Here is a 16,883-nt window from a genome sequence, read left to right as displayed (position 1 = left end):
CGTTAAGACTGGTGATGCCCGTCCAACGCCTCAGCGCACGCAACAAGATTGCGGTGCAGCACTTCTCGCTCGCCTGTCGACAGTGACGCAATCATGGCATGCTCCACGGCGGCGACAGCGGCCGACGCTTGCCGCAAGCGCTCTCCGCCCGTAGCCGTTACGTACAGACGTTGGTCGCGGCCGGCACCCTCGATCTCCACCAAACCGTCTCGCGTGAGCCCGGCCAGCAGCTGATGGGTTGCCTGCCTGCTGACGAACACTGCGCGAGCGAGCTCGGCGTTGGACAGGCCTGGCGTGTGCGCGAGGTGTTCGAGGCTCGAGTATTGCGAGACGGTGATGTCGAGTTCGCGTAGAGCATCGTCCATCGCCGAACGCAGCGCTGACGTGGCTCGCTTGAGGGCCAGACCTATGGAGGTGTCGACGTCCACTTGACTCATGTCAATATCTTGACATACAGTCGTTTACGTCAAGACCTTGACGACACCCGAAAGGACCCACTATGACCGTTGCAGTCGTTTCCGGACCGAGCTTCCTCTCCCTGCAAGTACGTGACCTCGAGGCGAGCGCCGACTTCTACCAATCGCGCCTGGGACTCGTGCGCGCACCCCAGGCTCCGCCCGGAGCAGTGGTGTTCGCAACCTCGCCGATCCCCTTCGCTGTCCGAAACCCAGCTCCCGGAACCGATCTCGACAGCGGGAAGCCAGGACTCGGAGTCGCGCTGTGGCTCGCCTGCACAGACGCCGAGGCGCTCCACGAGTCACTGGTCGCGGCCGACGTGCCCATTCTGACCGCACCCTTCGACGGGCCCTTCGGAAAGACCCTCGTCCTGCAAGACCCGGATGGATACGCCGTCACCGTGCACAGCAGCTAAATCCGAAAGAACTATTGCGAAATATTTCTTTCGGGTTATGGTTGGTGCATGAGCCCCCCACCGCCACCCCGGACGCCGAGGAAGCTGACGGACATGTCCGAGCTGAAGGCGCTGACGCATCCCATCCGGCTGCGCCTGCTCTATGCGTTGCGCGCCAACAAGTCGATGACGGCAACACAGCTCGGCGATCTGGTGGACGAGTCACCCGCCTCGGTGAGCTATCACCTGCGCAAACTCGCCGAGCACGGGTTCGTCAAGGAGGTCGAGAACGGATCGGACAAGCGTCAACGTTGGTGGTCGGAGGCCAACGAGAACGGGTTCAGCTGGTCCGAGAACGACTTCGCCGACTCGCCGGAGTCCCTGTCGGTCGCCAAGGCGTCCAAGGACTCCTGGCTGGCGCATCAATGGTCTCGGCTGCGTGACTTCGATCGGACGTCCGAGTCCTGGGGCCCCGGCTGGATTTCGGCGGCGTTCAGCTCCGACGACGTTCTACGGCTCACCGCCGAGGAGACGAAGGAGATGGGCACCGAGATGCGCGCCGTCATCGACAAATGGCGTCGGCACGGTGAGGACGCGAGCACGGGGGACCGTGAGCACGTCATGGTGCTGATGCACGGATTCCCCACTACACCATAGGAGTTGGCATGTATCCGTTCGATCCGCACACGTACCTCTTCATGGCCAAGCAAGATCGCGATCGGAATCTGCTTCTGGCCGAGCGCCGCAGACTCGCTGCTGCGCAGAAGCGCCTGCGCCGAGATGAACTCCGCGTTCAGAGGGCGTGGGACGAGTTGACGGCATCACTCGCCGATGTCTCCGTCTCGGAGCGACGGGTACTCGAGCTGGCTCGACGCTGACGAAAGCCGTTCAGAAGAGCTGCTTTTCGAGCCACACCTCGGCGTAGGGTTCGCAGTTGAATGCTGGGACGTCGACGTAGTCGAGCCGCGAGTACAAGCGGCGGGCCTCGACCAGATCGGCTCGGGTATCGAGTCGGATTCTGCTGCGGCCGGACTCTCGAACAATATTCTCGATATACCCGATCAACGATGCGCCGACGCCACCCCTCCGGCCGATCGGATCCACGAAGATACGCGTCAATTCAGCAATGTCGTCGGAGATGAAACGTGCCCCACCACAGCCGACGACGGTCTGCTTCGCATACGCCACTACGAACGTGCCCGAATCTCCGGCAAGGTCGTCGCTCGGCTCGTCGACCATGACTCGGAGCACTTCCTCATCGGACGCCTCTCGGCCGTGGAAGCGCCCGACGATATCGACGTTGTAGCGATACAGGATCTCCGAGGCCGGATCCGAGGTTGGATGAACGACGGCGAAAGTTGTCGGTACAGGCACTACTTCGCGGCAGCCCGCTTGGCGAGCGCCTTCGAGATTCCCAGCTGCGCAACCACGATGATGCAACCGACGATCGCACCGATGATCGCCGACGCGAGAGTATTGACGATCCACGCCAGCACTCCGCCGATGCCGGCGACACCGCGCACCGCGTCTTCGCCGTGGTGCACGAGTTCGTAGATGGGATGGAAGCCGAGCTCGTCGATTCCGACGAGCAGGATGTGCCCGCCGACCCACAACATCGCTGCGGTGCCGACGACCGAGAGCACCGACATGACCTTGGGCATGCCCTTGACCAGGCCTCGGCCGAATTTCTCGACGAACCCGGTGGAGCCGTCGGCCAATTTCAGTCCGATGTCGTCCATCTTCACGATCAGCGCGACGACGCCGTAGACGACGATCGTGATGACCACGGCAACGACGGCGAGGATGATCAGGCGACTCCAGAAGCCCTCTGCGGCAATGGTGTCCAACGCGATTACCATGATCTCGGCCGAGAGAATGAGATCGGTGCGCACTGCGCCGGCGACAACGGTGTCCTCGTCGCGCGGCTCGTCCTCGGCAGCCTCGTGATGATCTCCGTGGCCGAACAGCGCACCCCAGATCTTGTGTGCTGCCTCGTAGCTCAAGTAGCAGCCGCCGAGCATCAGAATCGGCGTCAACAGCCACGGTAGGAACTGACTCAACAACAGGGCGATCGGCAGAATGATCAGCAGCTTGTTGCGCAGCGAGCCCACAGCGATGCGCTTGATGATGGGGAGTTCACGTTCGGCCGCGAGACCGCGGACGTACTGCGGCGTCACCGCGGCATCGTCGATCACGACGCCTGCTGCCTTGGCAGTGGCCTTGCCGGTCGCCGCACCGACGTCGTCGATCGATGCCGCGGCCAAGCGAGCCAACGCTGCCACGTCGTCGAGCAGGGCTACGAGTCCGCCTGCCATCACAGACCTCCGACTGAAGACGAATACACGGTCAGGCTCCTAGTGCTGAGTACGACGCCGAAATCCGGCAATCCACATGCTCGAACCATACCGCCAGCAGCTCGTCGTGGACTACACATCGGCCAGCAATGTATGGTTTCCTATACGTATAGCGAACTATACCTACGATCGGAGCACTCATATGGCACTCAGATGGTTGTCGGTCGCCGTTGTCGGCCTTGCCACGGCCTCGGCAACGGCACTACTGGCCTGGCTGGTCTCACCCGTGTCCCCAGGGGTCGCGGCGGTGGTGTTCGGATTCACCGCGCTCCCGTTCGGTGCAATGCTGGGTTGGATACTGATCGTCGCACCGGTCACTGCCGACCAGACCTACACTTCCGGTGACAGCGTCGAAAGCCATTGGACAACAGCGGCGTCCAGCGGCACCGCCACCGACCTCGTGACCGTCGTAGGCCTGACTCTGGCGGTGGTGGCCATCACCCGCGTCGATCCCCCGGCCACTCTGCTGCTGACGGGCCTGTTGCTGGCGGCGTTCGCATCGTTCACCGCGCGGTATGCGTTCGCGCGCTACCGAGCCCTGTCCGAGTGAAGAACAGTGTTCGACGGCGTCGCACCGAACATGGTTGGTCTCAAAACGAACTGGCCGAACGCATCGACGTCACCCGCCTGACGATCATCTCCATCGAGAAGGAGCGATTCGACCCGAGCCTGCCCGTCGCTTTCCGCCTCGCCGCGGCCTTCGACTGCAGCATCGAGGAGCTCTTCGAGCCGGACCCCACCTGACCTGAGGTCAGTTCACGAGCCCCTCGCTCTGCAGCCACTCGTATGCGACATCCGACGGATCCTCACCCTCGATGTCGACCCGACCGTTCAGTTCCTGCATCAGATCGTCGGTCAAGCGCTCCGACACCACCGCCAGTAGATCGGCGATCTGGGGGTACTGCTCCAGGATCGCGTTGCGCACTACAGCGGTACCGCTGTACGGCAGGAAGAATGCGCGATCATCCTGCAGCACGGTCAGATTCAGGTTCTTTATCCGGCCGTCGGTGGTGTAGACCATGCCGAAATTGCAGGGCGAACCGTCTGCGGTCGAGGTGTAGACGACACCGGCGTCCATGCGGGTGACATTGCTCGACGGTACCCCGCCCGGCGCGTTCAGTCCGATGCCGTATGTGTCGAGCATCGGTCCGAAACCGTCCGAACGAGAGAAGAATTCATCGTCGACGCAGAATGTTCGGTCGGCTTCCGGGAGCTTCGCGACGTCGGACAGGCTGGTGACGCCGAGTCGCTGAGCGGTGGCGGCAGACGCCGCGAAGGCGTACGTGTCGTTGAAGTTGGCCGGCGGTAGCCAGTCCAGATCGTGCTCGTTCTTCTCGATGTCGCGAACACGCTCCCACAGCTCCTGCGGATCACTGATCGTCTCGGTCTGGCTGTGATAGTTCACCCAGCCGGTGCCGGTGTACTCCCAGAGGATGTCGGCGTCGCCGTTGAGCTGTGCCTGCCTCGACGATGCCGAGCCCGGTGCGCCGGTCAGGTCGGTGACCTTCGCCCCGGCTGCGGCAAGGTATGTGGCAGTGATCTTTCCGAGAAGTACGCCCTCGGTGAAGCTCTTGCTCGTCACCACCAGAGACGCACCGTCGAGCGGCCTCGCGCCGTCGGGAAGGGTGGTGGCCTCGAACGTTCCCGACGAGCTGACCAGGCCGCAACTCGCCACCGACCCGGCGAGCACCACAGCTGCAGCGGCGACGAACAGACGGCGAATCATGCCACTCCCTTTGGGGTCGCCAACAATTCGACCACACGGCCGAGCCAGTCGATGATCAATGCCAGCAGTGCGACGAGAACAGCACCGGAGATGAGCAACTTCGGCAGGAAGAGCGTCGTGCCCGTCGTGATGAGCGTTCCGAGGCTGGACGCCCCGATGAACGTGCTCAGCGTGGCGGTTCCGACCAGGATGACCAGCGCCGTGCGCACGCCGTTGAGGATCACCGGCACCGCCAGGGGAAGTTCCACCTGCACCAGGGTGCGGATCCCGGAGAACCCGATTCCGCGGGCCGCCTCGATCGTTCGCTGATCGACCTGCTGTATCCCGACGATCGTGTTCTGAAGGATCGGCAGAATTGCGTAGACGACCAAACCCACCACTGCGGTGCGAAACCCGGTTCCGAGCCACATCGTCAACAGCACGATCAGACCCACGGCCGGTGCAGCCTGACCGATATTGGCGAAGTTGACGGCCACCGGCCGGAAGCTCTTCGCTCTGTCGCGAGTGAGCAGGATTCCCAACGGTATTGCGATGACGACGACGATCACCGTGGCCGTCAACGTCAGAACGATGTGATCGACGATCGTGGTCTTCAGATTGTCCCAGCCGAGCGATGCCTGTTCGGTGGCGGTCAACGTCGTCGATCGGTACCACAGGATGTAACCGAGTCCGAGTACCACGATGAGGAGTGGCTCGAACCACACGTCCAACGGGGCACGGCGCAGTCGATTCATGTTGCTGCGCCTTCGGTATGGGCCGAGTACGACACGTGTCCGTCGCCGGATCGAGCGTCCGAGAGCTGACCGCGGATGACAGCCATGACGGTGGCAATCGTCAACGCGCCGGTCACAGCGCCTCGGCCGTCGGTGACGAGTACGCCACCCTGACTGGCCGCCAACATCGAGTCCAGTGCGTCGTTGAGCGTCGACGACGGTGCAACGCTGGGCAACCGCGCATCGACGTAGTCGGTGATGTGGTCCTTGGTGGCGACTTCGTCCAGAGACGGCCAGGCCCGGGGGCGGCCATGCTCGTCGATGACGACTATCCAGGTGGCCCCCTGCGCTCGGGCGCGCGCGATGACCTCCTGCGAGCTGTCGCCTACCTTGGCCGTGACCACCGAATCGTGTTCCACGTCTTTGACCCTGGACAGCGTCAGATGCGCAAGAGTGGCTCCGGAGCCGATGAATTCCTCGACGAACGGACTGGCCGGCTTGGCCAGAATCTCCTCCGGAGTCGCGTACTGCTCGATGTGGCCGCCCTCGGAGAGGATCAGCACCTTGTCGCCCAACTTCGTCGCCTCCTCGAAGTCGTGAGTGACGATGACGATGGTCTTCGCGAGCTCGTGCTGGATGGCGATCAGACTGTCCTGCAGCCGTACTCGGGTGATGGGGTCCACAGCACCGAAGGGCTCGTCCATCAACAGCACGGGCGGATCTGCGGCAAGTGCGCGAGCTACGCCGACTCGTTGCTGCTGGCCACCCGACATGTCCTTGGGCAAACGGTCCCGGAAGTCCGCGACGTCGAGCCCGACGAGATCGAGCAGGTAGTCGGTTCTCTTCTCGATCTTCTTCGCGTCCCAACCCAGGACACGGGGGATGGCTCCGATGTTCTTGGCGACGGTCCAGTGTGGGAAGAGTCCGCCGGACTGAATGACGTACCCGATGGACTGCCGCAGCTTGTCGGGATCCTCGCCCGTCACGTCGCGGTCTCCGATGAAGATTCGACCCTCGGTCGGTTCGATCAGCCGGTTGATCATCTTGAGCGTCGTCGTCTTACCGCAACCGGACGGTCCGACGAACGCCACGATGTGGCCTGCCTCGATCTCGAGGTCGATCTTCTGCACGGCCGGCTTGTTCTGGCCTTTGTACTGCTTGACCACACCGTCGAGGCGAATGGAGGCACCGGTGACCGTCGGTCCGCCGGTCGTGTTGTCCGTCATGACAATCCCTTCGAGATGGTGAGGCGCCCGAGGAGGACGAGCAGGGCGTCGAACACCAATGCGATGACGACGATGAGAACTGTTCCGGTCACTGCCATCTCGACGGAGTTGGTTCCACCCAATCTCGACAGCCCGTTGAAGATCAGCGAGCCCAGCCCTGGGCCGAGCACGTACGCAACGATGGCGGCGACACCCACCACCATCTGCGTGGACACTCGTATGCCGGTGAGGATGACCGGCCACGCCATGGGGAGCGAAACCGACACCAGAATCCTGCTGCGGGACAGCCCGATTCCCTTGGCCGATTCGATCACGGTGTCGGGGACGCCGCGCAGTCCGACGATCGCGTTACCGATGACGGGCATCGCTGCGAAGAACGCGAGCATGATGAACGACGGCACCACGCCCAATCCGAAAGGCACGATGAGCAGCGCCAGTAGGGCCAGAGAAGGGATCGTCAGAGCCACTCGGCTGGTCGTGAGCGTCAAGGCGGAGAAGAGCGGTAGGCGATGCACCGCAATGGCCACTGCCACCGCGACGACGGTACCCACCAAGACCGTCTGAAATGCCAGTGACGCATGTTGGTAGGTCAGGAAGGCGAGGGTTTCACCTCGCCCCTGCAGATAACCCCATAGATCCACGAATTCCCTCTCGCCCGGCAGATCGGACGACGAGCGTAACCCGCATTTCCCCGGCCTTACGGGGGAATAAGTCAGCACCGAAGGCTGTGCAGGAGAGCAATATGCGGCTCTATCTGCACGAATACTTCGTCGTCGAATGTCCGGCCGGATTTAAAATCAGCTCGAGCAGAAGTCTCACTGCGAGTACGAGCTCATGAAGTTGCCGAGACGTTCGAGTGCCGTCGCGAGATCGTCGACGTTGGGCAGCGTGACGAGTCGGAAGTGGTCGGGCACATCCCAATTGAAGGCACGACCGTGACTGACGAGAATCTTCTCGGACTCGAGCAGGTCGAGCACGAACTTCTCGTCGTCGACGATGCCGAAGCGTTCGGTGTCGAGTTTCGGGAACATGTACAGCGCGCCCGACGCCTGAACGCAGCTGATTCCGTCGATGGAGTTGAGCATGCGATGCGCCAGGTCACGTTGTGCGGTCAGCCGCCCCGCGGGAAGAAGAAGATCCTCGATGGACTGCCGCCCACCCAGCGCGGTCTGTATTGCGTGTTGCGCCGGCACGTTTGCGCACATCCGCATATTGGACAGCAGGGTGATGCCCTCGATGAAACTCGCCGCACGTCGGCGCGGCCCGGTGACCGCCAACCACCCGGCCCGAAATCCACACACCCGGTATGCCTTCGACAAGCCCGAATAAGTCAAGCACAGAACATCTTTGCCGGTCAGAGTCGCGAGATTGATCATCTCCGCACCGTCGTAAACGATCTTCTCGTAGATCTCGTCTGCCAGCAGAATCAGATCGTGCTTGCGGGCCAGATCGACGAATCGCTGCAGTGCCTCGCGCGGATACACCGCCCCCGTCGGGTTGTTGGGATTGATCACCACGATCGCGCGGGTGCGTGAGGTGATCTTGGCTTCGAGATCGTCGAAGTCGGGGGCCCAGTCCTGGCTTTCGTCCGCGAGGTAGTGGACAGGTGTGCCACCGGCCAGCGCCACCGATCCCGTCCACAGCGGATAGTCGGGTGAGGGAATCAGAATCTCGTCTTCGGGGTTGCACAGTGCCTGCATCGTCATGGTGATCAATTCCGATACCCCGTTGCCGAGGTAGACGTTGCCGACGTCGAGATCCAGGTCGGTCAGGCCTTTGGTCTGGTAGTACTGGACCACTGCGGTACGCGCGGAGAACAGACCTCTGGAATCCGAGTAACCCTGAGCCGTCGGCAGATTGCGAATCATGGCCATCATGATCTCGTCCGGTGCCTCGAAACCGAACGGGGCCGGGTTTCCGACGTTGAGTCGCAGGATCGTGTGACCCTGCTCTTCGAGTTCCTCGGTCTTGTCCAGAATGCGGCCGCGAATGTCGTAGCGCACGTTCTCGAGCTTGCGCGCCTGGTCGATCGATTTCGTCATTTCGAAAACTCCTCCTGCCGAACGGTCGGCGACATCCGGGTCCGGACCGCCACTGTTGCACATGCGATGACTGCTGCTCCACCTCCGACCACCGGCCACGTCAATCCCTCGTGCAGGATGATCGCGGCCCAGCAGATGGTCAGCACCGGTTGGACCAGCTGGATCTGACTGACACTCGACATAGGGCCGATCGCCAGGCCTCGGTACCAGGCGAAGAATCCGAGGTACATGCTCACCACCGCCAGATAGGCGAAGGCCGCCCACTCGGATGCACCCGCAGTCGACGGTTGCCGCCACCACGAGAACGCGGCCAGCGCTCCGGTGACCGGTGCCGACACCACGAGCGCCCACGACACCGTCTGCCAGGCACCGAGTTCTCGCGACAACAGGCCGCCCTCGGCGTATCCGACGGCCGCGGCAACGACGGCTCCGAGCAGCAACAGATCCGACCACTGCAACCCCGTCACCTGTCCGCCGCGGACGGCAGCGAACCCGATCGCGACGGCCGCACCCATGGCTGCGACAAACCAGAACCTCGGCCTCACGGACTGCTGTTCGCGTAGTACGGCGATGACTGCCGTCGCGGCCGGCAGCACTGCGATGACGACAGCGCTGTGCCCTGCCGATGCAGTGGTGAGGGCGTACGAGGTGAGCACCGGGAAGCCGACGACGACACCGCCCGCGATCACGGCGAGACGAATCCACTGCCGCCCCTGAGGGAGCCGTTGCCCGGTGGCGACGAGAGCTACCGCAGCCAGTGCAGCGGCGACCACTGCACGTCCGCAACCGACGAAAAGCGGGGGAAGACCTCCGGCGACTGCCACGCGGGTCAGCGGAACCGTGAGCGAGAACGCCGTGACGCCTACGAGGCCCCACAGCAGTCCGGCGCGGGATAGCAGACCCGATCCAGATCGAGTAGCGCTACTATGCTGTGTCATGTCCGACGATAGCAGTTCTCGGATCGTGTCCGCGCTGAGAACCTGGATTGCAACTGCACCACCGGAAGCCCGGTTGCCGTCCACTCGCGCCTTGGTGGCCGAGCATTCGGCAAGCCCGGTCACGGTACAGAAGGCCCTGCGAACGCTGATCGCACAAGGCGTCATCGAAAGCCGGCCTGGCGTCGGCACATTCGTCAGGACGGTACGCACGGCCCGGCCCAACGACTACGGGTGGCAGACGGCAGCATTGGGCGCGCCGGGCAATCGCCTGCAGCTTCCGGCGGCTCTGCAGTCCACGTCGAGCGATGTGATCGCTCTCCACTCAGGCTATCCGGCTCGGGAGTTGTTGCCGGAGAGACTCGTTCACGCTGCCTTCACGCGAGCGTCCCGCACCGATGCGGTGATCGCCCGGCCACCCACCGCGGGTCTACCCGAACTGCGGGCATGGTTCGCGGCCGAGCTGGGGGCCTCCACGCCGCTGGGCGTCACGCCGCCGTCGGCCAGTGATGTCGTCATCATCCCCGGCAGCCAGACCGGACTCAGTACTGCATTTCGGGCGCTCGTCGGTTCAGGCCGGCCCTTGCTCATGGAGTCCCCGACCTACTGGGGAGCGATTCTCGCGGCCACGCAAGCCGGGGTGCGCGTGGTACCGATACCCAGCGGCGTCGACGGTCCGGACCCCGACGCGCTCGCACGAGCATTCGCACACACCGGCGCTCGGGTGTTCTATGCGCAACCCACCTTTGCCAGCCCCACCGGAGCACAGTGGTCGCCCGGCTTGTCCGAGCAGGTTCTCGAGACCGTTCGACGCCACGGCGCGTTTCTGATCGAGGACGATTCGGCCCACGACTTCGGCATCACCGCCGAGCCGAATCCGCTGGCCGCCCGAGACGACGCCGGACACGTCGTCTACCTCCGATCGCTCACCAAGACGGTGTCACCCTCGGTTCGGTTGGCAGGCTTGATCGCTCGCGGGCCCGCACACGAGCGCATCCTCGCCGACACCGGTGCCGAGTCGATGTACGTCAGCGGGATTCTGCAGGCCGTCGCACTCGACGTGGTGACGCAGCCCGCCTGGCGTACCCACTTGCGGCGGTTGCGCACGCAGCTGGCATCGCGTCGAGACTTGTTGGCGAACAGCCTGATCGAGTTCGCACCCCGAGGCCATCTCGACGCGGTTCCGCGCGGTGGGCTCAATCTCTGGATGCGCCTGCGCGACGACGTCGACCTGAACCATGTTGTGCAGGAGTGCAAGTCGGCAGGCGTCATCGTCGGGGCCGGCGACGACTACTTTCCCGCCGAACCCACCGGCAAGTACCTACGGCTCAACTATGCGGGCCCCAACCCAGGCGAATTCGCCGACGCGGCACGCACGATCGGATCGATCATCTGAGGCTGTTGGCGGTATCGACGGCGAACGTCGACTTCCGACCCCACACGAACCAGACCAGGGGACCGAGGAAGGGGAATGCCAACACGACGAAGATCCACACGGCACGGCCTGCGACGGTGTAGTTGGGCGACCGGATGATGCTGACCAGCGCGGCGATGAACAATACTGCTGCACCCAGGGTCAGCACGAGCGCTATCACCAGGCCCAGGGTTCCCAATCCGACCCCGAGCACCTGCTCGGTGGTCGACGGTTGCTGAGCTAGAAATGTTGCGACCTGCACGACGGTTCCTTCGCGATCGATGTTTCGTTGACCTGCCCAACGCTACGAGTCGGGATTCGTCTACACATCGGTCCGCGCGGGTATCTCGCTGTACATCTCACGATGTACGCGACCCTGACGAACAGCAACCCGCTGGATCGACCCAGCAGCTAGATTGACCCGGTGCAGAACGTCAAGAACGACTACGCCGCCTGGATCGACCTGGGGCCGGGAGGACTTCCCGCCAACGTCGGCGGCTGGCTTATCACCACGGCCCTGAGGCAACTTTCTCGACGCGACCCGCTCACTGTCCACGGCGCAGCCGGCACCGAACTGCACTGGCACGTGGAACACCGATCCGGACCCAGGCCCACGATCGCGCCCTACCCGATACCCCATCGCCAGCTCACCGATCGGGGTTCCGCCGCCCTGATCGAGCGACTGACTGCAGCCGTCACCGACGAAGCCCGGCAGGGCACGCCGTTTCATTTGGCGCGCAGTCGATTCGAGCGTCGAGGCGGGGCATTGTATCTGTCGGACATCGGCACTGCCTCGCCCTGGATCTCCCGAACCAAGGGCGAAATCGTGCACGTGCACGAGACCGAAGGTTCGCTGCACGTCGTACTACAACCGGACGACGCACAGAGCGTCATCTCCGCAGGGTGGGGGGAACTGCACCCGCTGGCCGGACGTCCGGTGCTCGGACTACCCGAGACCTACGTCTTTCTGTACGCACCACGCGATTCCGACGATGCCGACTGCATCGAACAGATCATCCATCGCGCGACAGCTACCGCGACGGTATGACTCTGCGCTCGAGGGGATTCGACTTCATCGCAAGATGCATTCCGGAGCGCCACAACGTCGCCGCCCTCGACCTCGGTCGCCTTCTCGATTCGATCTTCATTCTGGACGCGAAGTCTGCCGCGAATCCTTCTCGCGTATAGCTGGATTCGATGAGATCGATGCAGTGCGGATCGAGGTCTCGAATCCGACGGCCACTGACATCCAGGTGTGCCGCATCGTGCAGCAGGGCCGCCTCCGATCCCTTCGGTGTCTCGACGTCCATGTGCCTGGCAATTGCCTCGTGGACGATCTGCGCCGTTCGCTCGTCCTTCTTGCGCAGCAGGACGAATTTCTGGGCTCGCTCGGCACCGATCAGCGCAAAACATCCAGCCACCGGATTCTGCTCTGCACCGAGACCAACGTCATGCAAAATGCACGCGACGTACAGCGCCTCCGGGTCCGGCCGTAGACCATCGATGTCCGCAAAGGCCGCGGCGTACTGCCAGCACCGCACGCTGTGCATCAACACAGGCTCGGTCAGGCACTCTCGCGCTTCTTCGAGTGCACTCCGGCACAGTTGCGAATCCGGAGCATCGACTGTCTGCCACCCAGCACTCGACAAACGTCTCCGAGGACCGAGCACGGTACCGGGCAACATCGCGAGCTGCTGTCGCACAGCAGATCCGACCATTCCCGCACGACGCGCAGCGCTCAGCTCACCGGGCTTCATCGGAGGATCCTTCCAAGTGACGGAGCATATCTGCCCGCGTGATCGCGAGCATCGCGTCGAGCACGGGTTGATCGACGATGCGGCGTTGATGCAGTGACACAGCGCCGTTCATTGCCGCCCAGGCATTCAGGACCAATGCACGGGGATCGACGTCGGCACCGGCGCCCACCACTGCACGCGTCACCGAATCGATGAGTTCACCGAGCGCAGTGTCGATCTTCTTCTTCGCCTCACCGACCGACGCGGACTCGGACCTGTCCACATCTGTCAGCGCCAGCAGCCGCAGCGCCAGTGGATTGTCGCGATGGAATGCGATGTATCGGTCGAGGAACTCGGCGACGATGTTCGCGGATTCGACCGCATCGGTGGGTGCAGTCATCTGCTCAGCGTGGCTCTTGGCGGTTCGCCACGCCAGAGCGGCGTAGACGTCCACCTTGCCGGCGGGGAAGTTTGCGTAGATCGAACTCACCGCCACATCGGCTGCGGTGGCGAGCATCTCGATCGTCGTTCCCCGGTATCCGTGGCGCAGAAAGAGCGACCGGGCACCGTCGAGCACCGCATTGTGTGTTCGACGCTTCCGCTTGTCGATGGGGGTATCCAAGACCATCGACTTATCGTAGTCTGATTCTGTTATCGGAATCAAATTCGGATAGAGGAGACGTGATGACAGCCGACGAAATACAGGTGCCGAACAGTGGAAGCGCGGCAATGGTCATGTTCCTGCCGCAGTCGCCGTTCGTGCAGAAGTTGGGAATCGAACTGGTCGACATCGACGAGGGAACGGCTCGGCTCAGACTGCCGTATCGCGACGAACTGTCCACCGTGGGCCAGATGCTGCACGGAGGTGTGATCGCAGGTTGCATCGACATCGGAATCATGACCGCTGCCTGGGCCGGATCCGAAGTCCCGGAAAAGCTTCGGGGTGTGACCGTGTCCATGTCGGTGCAGTTCCTGGAGTCGATCTACGCCGAGGGAGTCGACATCGTCGCGACGCGACTCCACGGCGGGCGGAGCCTGAAGACGTGTCGCGTCGACATCGTGGGCACCCAGTCCGGTCGACTCGCCGCAACCGGCACGGGAACGTACAAAGTCGGCTGAAGTCTGGGCAGAAGCTGCCGAACATGTGACGATCGATGCATGACACTCGACGACATCGTGAACATGGTCGGCAGCTTCGACAACACGCTGGCGCAACGTCCGCGAGAGGGCGATGGAACTCCCGAGCTCGCCTGGGGCGATGCGTTCTTCTACTACTCGCCGGACGGGTCCATTCCGACTGCGACACAACCGTTCGCCACCATCGTGACCAAGGACTACCCCGGTGACGAGCTGTCCCGACTGGACCGACCCGAGGCGTTCCGCGTCAATGTCGTTGTGGGAAAGCAGGAATTCGAGCACATCCTGGGAGTTCCTCCTCGCGAGGCGGCTCGCGCACCCCAGGCCGACACCGACGACACCCTGGCCGCCCACCCTCAGTACGGCACTGCGGGCTGGGTCTCGGTGGTCAACCCGTCTTCGCAGACCGAATCGCAGGTCAGGGAACTCCTCGAGTCCGCTCACAGCGTCGCCAAGGCCAGGTACGAACGCCGCCAACACTGATCACTCGAAGAAGTCGTCCATCGATCGGGACAGGCCTTCGATGTCCAGGCCATTGGCTCGGTCGTGCTGGGCCACCGTTCCGTACTTCCTACGCTCTCCGGGCTCCACCCCGATCCCCAGCACTCGATGCCGTATGTCCGCCACCGCTCGATCGATCCGCGGCACAGAAGTTCCCGCAAGACAGGGCTCCACGATCATGATGTCCGGCGCAGTCAGTGTTTCCCGGAGAGTTGTACAGTCGAAGGGCCTGATCGTCGACGCGTGCATCACCGTCAGGTCGCGTCCTGCAGCCGCGGCCAGCACACGGTCCGTCATCGGGCCGACGGAGATCACCGATCCTGAATTACCCTGCCGGAGAACAGTCATCGAACCGTCTGGACGACCGTACGCACGATCGTTCGAGACGCCGTCGAGCCTGATGTAGACGCGATCGTCGGACGCAGCGGCACCGCGCAGCATCCATTCGACCTCGTCGACATGCCCAGGCACCTGCACCGTCCATCCGTCGAGGGTGTCCAGTAGTGCGACGTCGCGTTGGCCGAAGTGCGTCTCACCGCCCTGCGGCCACCCGTAGGAGCCGCCCGAGCTGACCAGAATCGCGCCGACATCCTGATGTCCCAGATCGAGTTTCACCTGCTCGAACGGCCGCTCGATCAGAAACGGTGGGAAAGTGTGCACGATCGGACGCAAGCCCGCGAGCGCCATACCGCCCGCGACACCGATCATCGCCTGCTCTCGAATACCCACGTTGACGACACGCGATCGGATGTCAGGAGTGAGGTGCGGTTCGAGGTAGGCAGCGCCGATCTCCGCCAACACCAGTACGATTCGCTCGTCCTGTGCCAACAGCTCCGGCACCAACCGGTAGAAGTGTTCACGTTGATCCGCGGTCCTGCTCAGCGTCGACGTCATTCAGTACTCCTTCTTCTCCACGTGGGCGACCACCACGTGCGGCCGGTCGCCGTGATCGATGCGAAACGCCTGCCGGAGCGCACTGTGGTCTCGTCCGTCGACGTCGGACGTCGACCATCCCTCGACGGCGAAGCGAGACGCGATGCCGCCGGGCCAACCCAGACCAGCGGAATCGTTGTCGATCACCACTGTGGTCAGGTTGCCCAGCTGCGATCGTCCGGCGAACTGGATGGCTTCCATGTTGCTGCCCTCGTCGAGCTCGGCGTCACCGATCAGTGCGAACACCTGCGCCTGGCTTCGCCGGATCTGCAGCGCCACAGCAGTTCCGGCTGCCAACGCGAGACCATGACCGAGCGATCCCGATCCGATGTCGACCCCGGGAATCAGCGTACGGTCCGGATGATTGCCCAGCGGTGAGTGGTAACTGCCGAACGACGCGAGCTCGGTCGGCGAGAGGAACCCCCGCGCGGCGAGCACCGCGTAGTACGCCATCGGGCCGTGCCCCTTGGAGAGGTAGAACCTGTCGCGATCGGGATCATCCGGCTTCGCCGCGTCGAGACGAAGAATGTCGGAGTACAGCACCCACAGCACGTCCAGCGTGGATGTGGTGCTGGCACCGTGCTTTTCGTCGCCGGTCATCAGCGTCATGAGTTGGGGCAACTCGTCGAAGGTCATCTGCATGAGACCACCCTGCAACCTCGAGTGCACTCGAGGTCAAGGGCGTCGTACTACACCCAACCTTCCGAGGAGCGGCCCGAGAAGTTCGCAAGACGCTCCAAAGGCCTTGCCTCCGGTCGCGATTCCACGATAGGTCCGAACGGCACCCCCGGAACCCGGGCCTCCGCCGGCAGCATCGTTCTGAATTCTTCGGCCACCGGATGGACGAGGGCAGGATCGACGTCGGCCGACTGGCCTGTTGCCACCGCGAGATCCCATCCGTGCAGCAGCAACTCCCGCGCGTATCCCCACACCGCGGATCGGCCTGGCACTGCACCCCACGGGACCACGACCGGGGCGTCGAGCAGTGCGTCGTCCGCCCACGCCGCCCGCGCCTGCACTACGAGTCCGTCGAAGGTGCCCGCATCGTGAACGGAGGACCAGGGCGAGACCGAATCCGGGCTCCCGAGTTCGGCGATCGCGATCAGCCGGCCCACCGTGGAGACGAGGTGACCCGCGAGGTGTCGGACGTCCAACTCGTCGCAGGGGGTAGGCAGATCCAATTGCTCGGGGCGGACGGCTTCGAGGAGTCCGCTCACCCACGCGGCTGCGACGGCGTACACATTCCGAGGATCGGTCTGCTGGGTGGTGTCGATAGTGGTCATGGATGAGCCTTCCCGTTTCGCGGCCACCCGTCG

General features: G+C 63.4%; 24 protein-coding genes. 9 read left to right on the top strand and 15 right to left on the bottom strand.

From position 1 onward, the window contains the following. Positions 1 to 2: 2 nt before the first annotated feature. The gene (locus CH275_RS08510) at positions 3 to 437 is read right to left on the bottom strand and encodes a MarR family winged helix-turn-helix transcriptional regulator (protein WP_094676989.1); all 435 of its coding nucleotides are present in this window, start codon (positions 435 to 437) and stop codon (positions 3 to 5) included. A 62-nt stretch (positions 438 to 499) separates the two neighbouring features. On the opposite strand from CH275_RS08510, the gene CH275_RS08505 reads away from it, so the two are divergent. The 3 genes from CH275_RS08505 to CH275_RS08495 all read left to right on the top strand — a co-directional run bounded on the left by CH275_RS08505 (position 500) and on the right by CH275_RS08495 (position 1,728). Then, positions 500 to 871, top strand: a complete 372-nt coding sequence (locus CH275_RS08505) for a VOC family protein (RefSeq protein WP_094676987.1) — start codon at positions 500 to 502, stop codon at positions 869 to 871. Positions 872 to 964: 93 nt separating this feature from the next. Next, a complete protein-coding gene (locus CH275_RS08500) occupies positions 965 to 1,507 on the top strand; it encodes a helix-turn-helix domain-containing protein (RefSeq protein ID WP_094676985.1) in 543 nt (180 codons plus the stop codon). Positions 1,508 to 1,515: 8 nt separating this feature from the next. Next, positions 1,516 to 1,728: a hypothetical protein gene (locus CH275_RS08495; RefSeq protein ID WP_094676983.1), complete on the top strand. Its 213-nt coding sequence runs from the start codon at positions 1,516 to 1,518 to the stop codon at positions 1,726 to 1,728. 10 nt (positions 1,729 to 1,738) lie between these two features. On the opposite strand, the gene CH275_RS08490 is transcribed toward CH275_RS08495, so the two are convergent. Then, positions 1,739 to 2,224, bottom strand: a complete 486-nt coding sequence (locus CH275_RS08490; protein WP_094676981.1) for a GNAT family N-acetyltransferase — start codon at positions 2,222 to 2,224, stop codon at positions 1,739 to 1,741. Beyond that, positions 2,224 to 3,165, bottom strand: coding sequence for a DUF808 domain-containing protein (locus tag CH275_RS08485; protein WP_094676979.1), 942 nt, complete (start codon positions 3,163 to 3,165; stop codon positions 2,224 to 2,226). The genes CH275_RS08490 and CH275_RS08485 overlap by 1 nt, the downstream gene beginning before the upstream one ends. A 181-nt stretch (positions 3,166 to 3,346) precedes the next feature. On the opposite strand from CH275_RS08485, the gene CH275_RS08480 reads away from it, so the two are divergent. After that, positions 3,347 to 3,754 carry a hypothetical protein gene (locus CH275_RS08480; RefSeq protein ID WP_094676977.1) on the top strand — a complete coding sequence of 136 codons (408 nt, stop codon included), beginning with the start codon at positions 3,347 to 3,349 and terminating at the stop codon, positions 3,752 to 3,754. After that, positions 3,751 to 3,948: a helix-turn-helix transcriptional regulator gene (locus CH275_RS08475; RefSeq protein ID WP_094676975.1), complete on the top strand. Its 198-nt coding sequence runs from the start codon at positions 3,751 to 3,753 to the stop codon at positions 3,946 to 3,948. Before CH275_RS08480 ends, CH275_RS08475 begins: the two co-directional genes overlap by 4 nt. A 7-nt stretch (positions 3,949 to 3,955) precedes the next feature. Here the strand turns inward: CH275_RS08475 and CH275_RS08470 are convergent, their stop codons facing one another. The 6 genes from CH275_RS08470 to CH275_RS08445 all read right to left on the bottom strand — a co-directional run bounded on the left by CH275_RS08470 (position 3,956) and on the right by CH275_RS08445 (position 9,849). Beyond that, a complete protein-coding gene (locus CH275_RS08470; protein WP_094676973.1) occupies positions 3,956 to 4,930 on the bottom strand; it encodes a glycine betaine ABC transporter substrate-binding protein in 975 nt (324 codons plus the stop codon). Next, positions 4,927 to 5,664, bottom strand: a complete 738-nt coding sequence (locus CH275_RS08465; protein ID WP_179276041.1) for an ABC transporter permease — start codon at positions 5,662 to 5,664, stop codon at positions 4,927 to 4,929. Before CH275_RS08465 ends, CH275_RS08470 begins: the two co-directional genes overlap by 4 nt. Beyond that, positions 5,661 to 6,869, bottom strand: coding sequence for an ABC transporter ATP-binding protein (locus CH275_RS08460; RefSeq protein WP_094676971.1), 1,209 nt, complete (start codon positions 6,867 to 6,869; stop codon positions 5,661 to 5,663). Before CH275_RS08460 ends, CH275_RS08465 begins: the two co-directional genes overlap by 4 nt. After that, on the bottom strand, positions 6,866 to 7,510 hold the full coding sequence (locus CH275_RS08455; protein ID WP_094611460.1) for an ABC transporter permease: 645 nt from the start codon (positions 7,508 to 7,510) through the stop codon (positions 6,866 to 6,868). The genes CH275_RS08460 and CH275_RS08455 overlap by 4 nt, the downstream gene beginning before the upstream one ends. 174 nt (positions 7,511 to 7,684) lie before the next feature. Beyond that, positions 7,685 to 8,911, bottom strand: coding sequence for a pyridoxal phosphate-dependent aminotransferase (locus CH275_RS08450; RefSeq protein ID WP_094676969.1), 1,227 nt, complete (start codon positions 8,909 to 8,911; stop codon positions 7,685 to 7,687). Next, positions 8,908 to 9,849 carry a DMT family transporter gene (locus tag CH275_RS08445; RefSeq protein ID WP_094676967.1) on the bottom strand — a complete coding sequence of 314 codons (942 nt, stop codon included), beginning with the start codon at positions 9,847 to 9,849 and terminating at the stop codon, positions 8,908 to 8,910. The genes CH275_RS08450 and CH275_RS08445 overlap by 4 nt, the downstream gene beginning before the upstream one ends. Between CH275_RS08445 and CH275_RS08440 the strand changes: the two genes are divergently transcribed. Continuing rightward, the gene (locus tag CH275_RS08440; protein WP_094676965.1) at positions 9,848 to 11,242 is read left to right on the top strand and encodes an aminotransferase-like domain-containing protein; all 1,395 of its coding nucleotides are present in this window, start codon (positions 9,848 to 9,850) and stop codon (positions 11,240 to 11,242) included. The two genes, CH275_RS08445 and CH275_RS08440, sit on opposite strands and share 2 nt — an antisense overlap. On the opposite strand, the gene CH275_RS08435 is transcribed toward CH275_RS08440, so the two are convergent. After that, positions 11,235 to 11,522 (bottom strand): PLD nuclease N-terminal domain-containing protein, encoded by a 288-nt coding sequence (locus tag CH275_RS08435; RefSeq protein ID WP_256990921.1) that lies wholly within the window; start codon positions 11,520 to 11,522, stop codon positions 11,235 to 11,237. The two genes, CH275_RS08440 and CH275_RS08435, sit on opposite strands and share 8 nt — an antisense overlap. Positions 11,523 to 11,684: 162 nt before the next feature. Here CH275_RS08435 and CH275_RS08430 point away from each other — a divergent pair, with 162 nt between their 5' ends. Beyond that, entirely contained in the window at positions 11,685 to 12,308 is a 624-nt protein-coding gene (locus tag CH275_RS08430; RefSeq protein ID WP_094676963.1) for a luciferase domain-containing protein, read from the top strand. Here the strand turns inward: CH275_RS08430 and CH275_RS08425 are convergent. Together CH275_RS08425 and CH275_RS08420 are read right to left on the bottom strand one after the other, a co-directional pair. Then, positions 12,292 to 13,017 carry an HD domain-containing protein gene (locus CH275_RS08425; RefSeq protein WP_094676961.1) on the bottom strand — a complete coding sequence of 242 codons (726 nt, stop codon included), beginning with the start codon at positions 13,015 to 13,017 and terminating at the stop codon, positions 12,292 to 12,294. The genes CH275_RS08430 and CH275_RS08425 overlap by 17 nt on opposite strands. Next, positions 13,004 to 13,624: a TetR/AcrR family transcriptional regulator gene (locus tag CH275_RS08420; RefSeq protein WP_094676959.1), complete on the bottom strand. Its 621-nt coding sequence runs from the start codon at positions 13,622 to 13,624 to the stop codon at positions 13,004 to 13,006. Before CH275_RS08420 ends, CH275_RS08425 begins: the two co-directional genes overlap by 14 nt. A 56-nt stretch (positions 13,625 to 13,680) precedes the next feature. On the opposite strand from CH275_RS08420, the gene CH275_RS08415 reads away from it, so the two are divergent. Together CH275_RS08415 and CH275_RS08410 are read left to right on the top strand one after the other, a co-directional pair. Then, positions 13,681 to 14,115 (top strand): PaaI family thioesterase, encoded by a 435-nt coding sequence (locus tag CH275_RS08415; protein WP_094676957.1) that lies wholly within the window; start codon positions 13,681 to 13,683, stop codon positions 14,113 to 14,115. 39 nt (positions 14,116 to 14,154) lie between these two features. Continuing rightward, positions 14,155 to 14,616, top strand: a complete 462-nt coding sequence (locus CH275_RS08410; RefSeq protein ID WP_094676955.1) for a DUF6194 family protein — start codon at positions 14,155 to 14,157, stop codon at positions 14,614 to 14,616. Here CH275_RS08410 and CH275_RS08405 read toward each other — a convergent pair whose 3' ends face one another. The 3 genes from CH275_RS08405 to CH275_RS08395 are packed head-to-tail and all read right to left on the bottom strand — an operon-like array spanning position 14,617 to position 16,850. Beyond that, positions 14,617 to 15,528, bottom strand: coding sequence for a transketolase family protein (locus CH275_RS08405; RefSeq protein ID WP_094676953.1), 912 nt, complete (start codon positions 15,526 to 15,528; stop codon positions 14,617 to 14,619). Next, entirely contained in the window at positions 15,529 to 16,209 is a 681-nt protein-coding gene (locus CH275_RS08400; RefSeq protein ID WP_094676951.1) for a thiamine pyrophosphate-dependent enzyme, read from the bottom strand. It abuts the gene before it with no gap. A gap of 47 nt (positions 16,210 to 16,256) precedes the next feature. Next, positions 16,257 to 16,850: a TIGR03086 family metal-binding protein gene (locus CH275_RS08395; RefSeq protein WP_218828759.1), complete on the bottom strand. Its 594-nt coding sequence runs from the start codon at positions 16,848 to 16,850 to the stop codon at positions 16,257 to 16,259. Positions 16,851 to 16,883: the final 33 nt, after the last annotated feature.

This window comes from Rhodococcus sp. 06-235-1A, assembly GCF_002258785.1.
Classification (GTDB): Bacteria; Actinomycetota; Actinomycetes; order Mycobacteriales; family Mycobacteriaceae; genus Rhodococcoides.
The sequence above is the reverse complement of the archived record's forward strand: the minus strand, read 5'-3'. Positions and strand labels throughout refer to the sequence as shown.

Coding starts and splice junctions, on each gene's coding strand:
- CH275_RS08510 (WP_094676989.1), bottom strand. CDS start 437: ATGAGTCAAGTGGACGTCGACACCTCCATAGGTCTGGCCCTCAAGCGA.
- CH275_RS08505 (WP_094676987.1), top strand. CDS start 500: ATGACCGTTGCAGTCGTTTCCGGACCGAGCTTCCTCTCCCTGCAAGTA.
- CH275_RS08500 (WP_094676985.1), top strand. CDS start 965: ATGTCCGAGCTGAAGGCGCTGACGCATCCCATCCGGCTGCGCCTGCTC.
- CH275_RS08495 (WP_094676983.1), top strand. CDS start 1,516: ATGTATCCGTTCGATCCGCACACGTACCTCTTCATGGCCAAGCAAGAT.
- CH275_RS08485 (WP_094676979.1), bottom strand. CDS start 3,165: ATGGCAGGCGGACTCGTAGCCCTGCTCGACGACGTGGCAGCGTTGGCT.
- CH275_RS08480 (WP_094676977.1), top strand. CDS start 3,347: ATGGCACTCAGATGGTTGTCGGTCGCCGTTGTCGGCCTTGCCACGGCC.
- CH275_RS08470 (WP_094676973.1), bottom strand. CDS start 4,930: ATGATTCGCCGTCTGTTCGTCGCCGCTGCAGCTGTGGTGCTCGCCGGG.
- CH275_RS08465 (WP_179276041.1), bottom strand. CDS start 5,664: ATGAATCGACTGCGCCGTGCCCCGTTGGACGTGTGGTTCGAGCCACTC.
- CH275_RS08460 (WP_094676971.1), bottom strand. CDS start 6,869: ATGACGGACAACACGACCGGCGGACCGACGGTCACCGGTGCCTCCATT.
- CH275_RS08450 (WP_094676969.1), bottom strand. CDS start 8,911: ATGACGAAATCGATCGACCAGGCGCGCAAGCTCGAGAACGTGCGCTAC.
- CH275_RS08440 (WP_094676965.1), top strand. CDS start 9,848: ATGTCCGACGATAGCAGTTCTCGGATCGTGTCCGCGCTGAGAACCTGG.
- CH275_RS08445 (WP_094676967.1), bottom strand. CDS start 9,849: ATGACACAGCATAGTAGCGCTACTCGATCTGGATCGGGTCTGCTATCC.
- CH275_RS08425 (WP_094676961.1), bottom strand. CDS start 13,017: ATGAAGCCCGGTGAGCTGAGCGCTGCGCGTCGTGCGGGAATGGTCGGA.
- CH275_RS08420 (WP_094676959.1), bottom strand. CDS start 13,624: ATGGTCTTGGATACCCCCATCGACAAGCGGAAGCGTCGAACACACAAT.
- CH275_RS08415 (WP_094676957.1), top strand. CDS start 13,681: ATGACAGCCGACGAAATACAGGTGCCGAACAGTGGAAGCGCGGCAATG.
- CH275_RS08410 (WP_094676955.1), top strand. CDS start 14,155: ATGACACTCGACGACATCGTGAACATGGTCGGCAGCTTCGACAACACG.
- CH275_RS08405 (WP_094676953.1), bottom strand. CDS start 15,528: ATGACGTCGACGCTGAGCAGGACCGCGGATCAACGTGAACACTTCTAC.
- CH275_RS08400 (WP_094676951.1), bottom strand. CDS start 16,209: ATGCAGATGACCTTCGACGAGTTGCCCCAACTCATGACGCTGATGACC.
- CH275_RS08395 (WP_218828759.1), bottom strand. CDS start 16,850: ATGACCACTATCGACACCACCCAGCAGACCGATCCTCGGAATGTGTAC.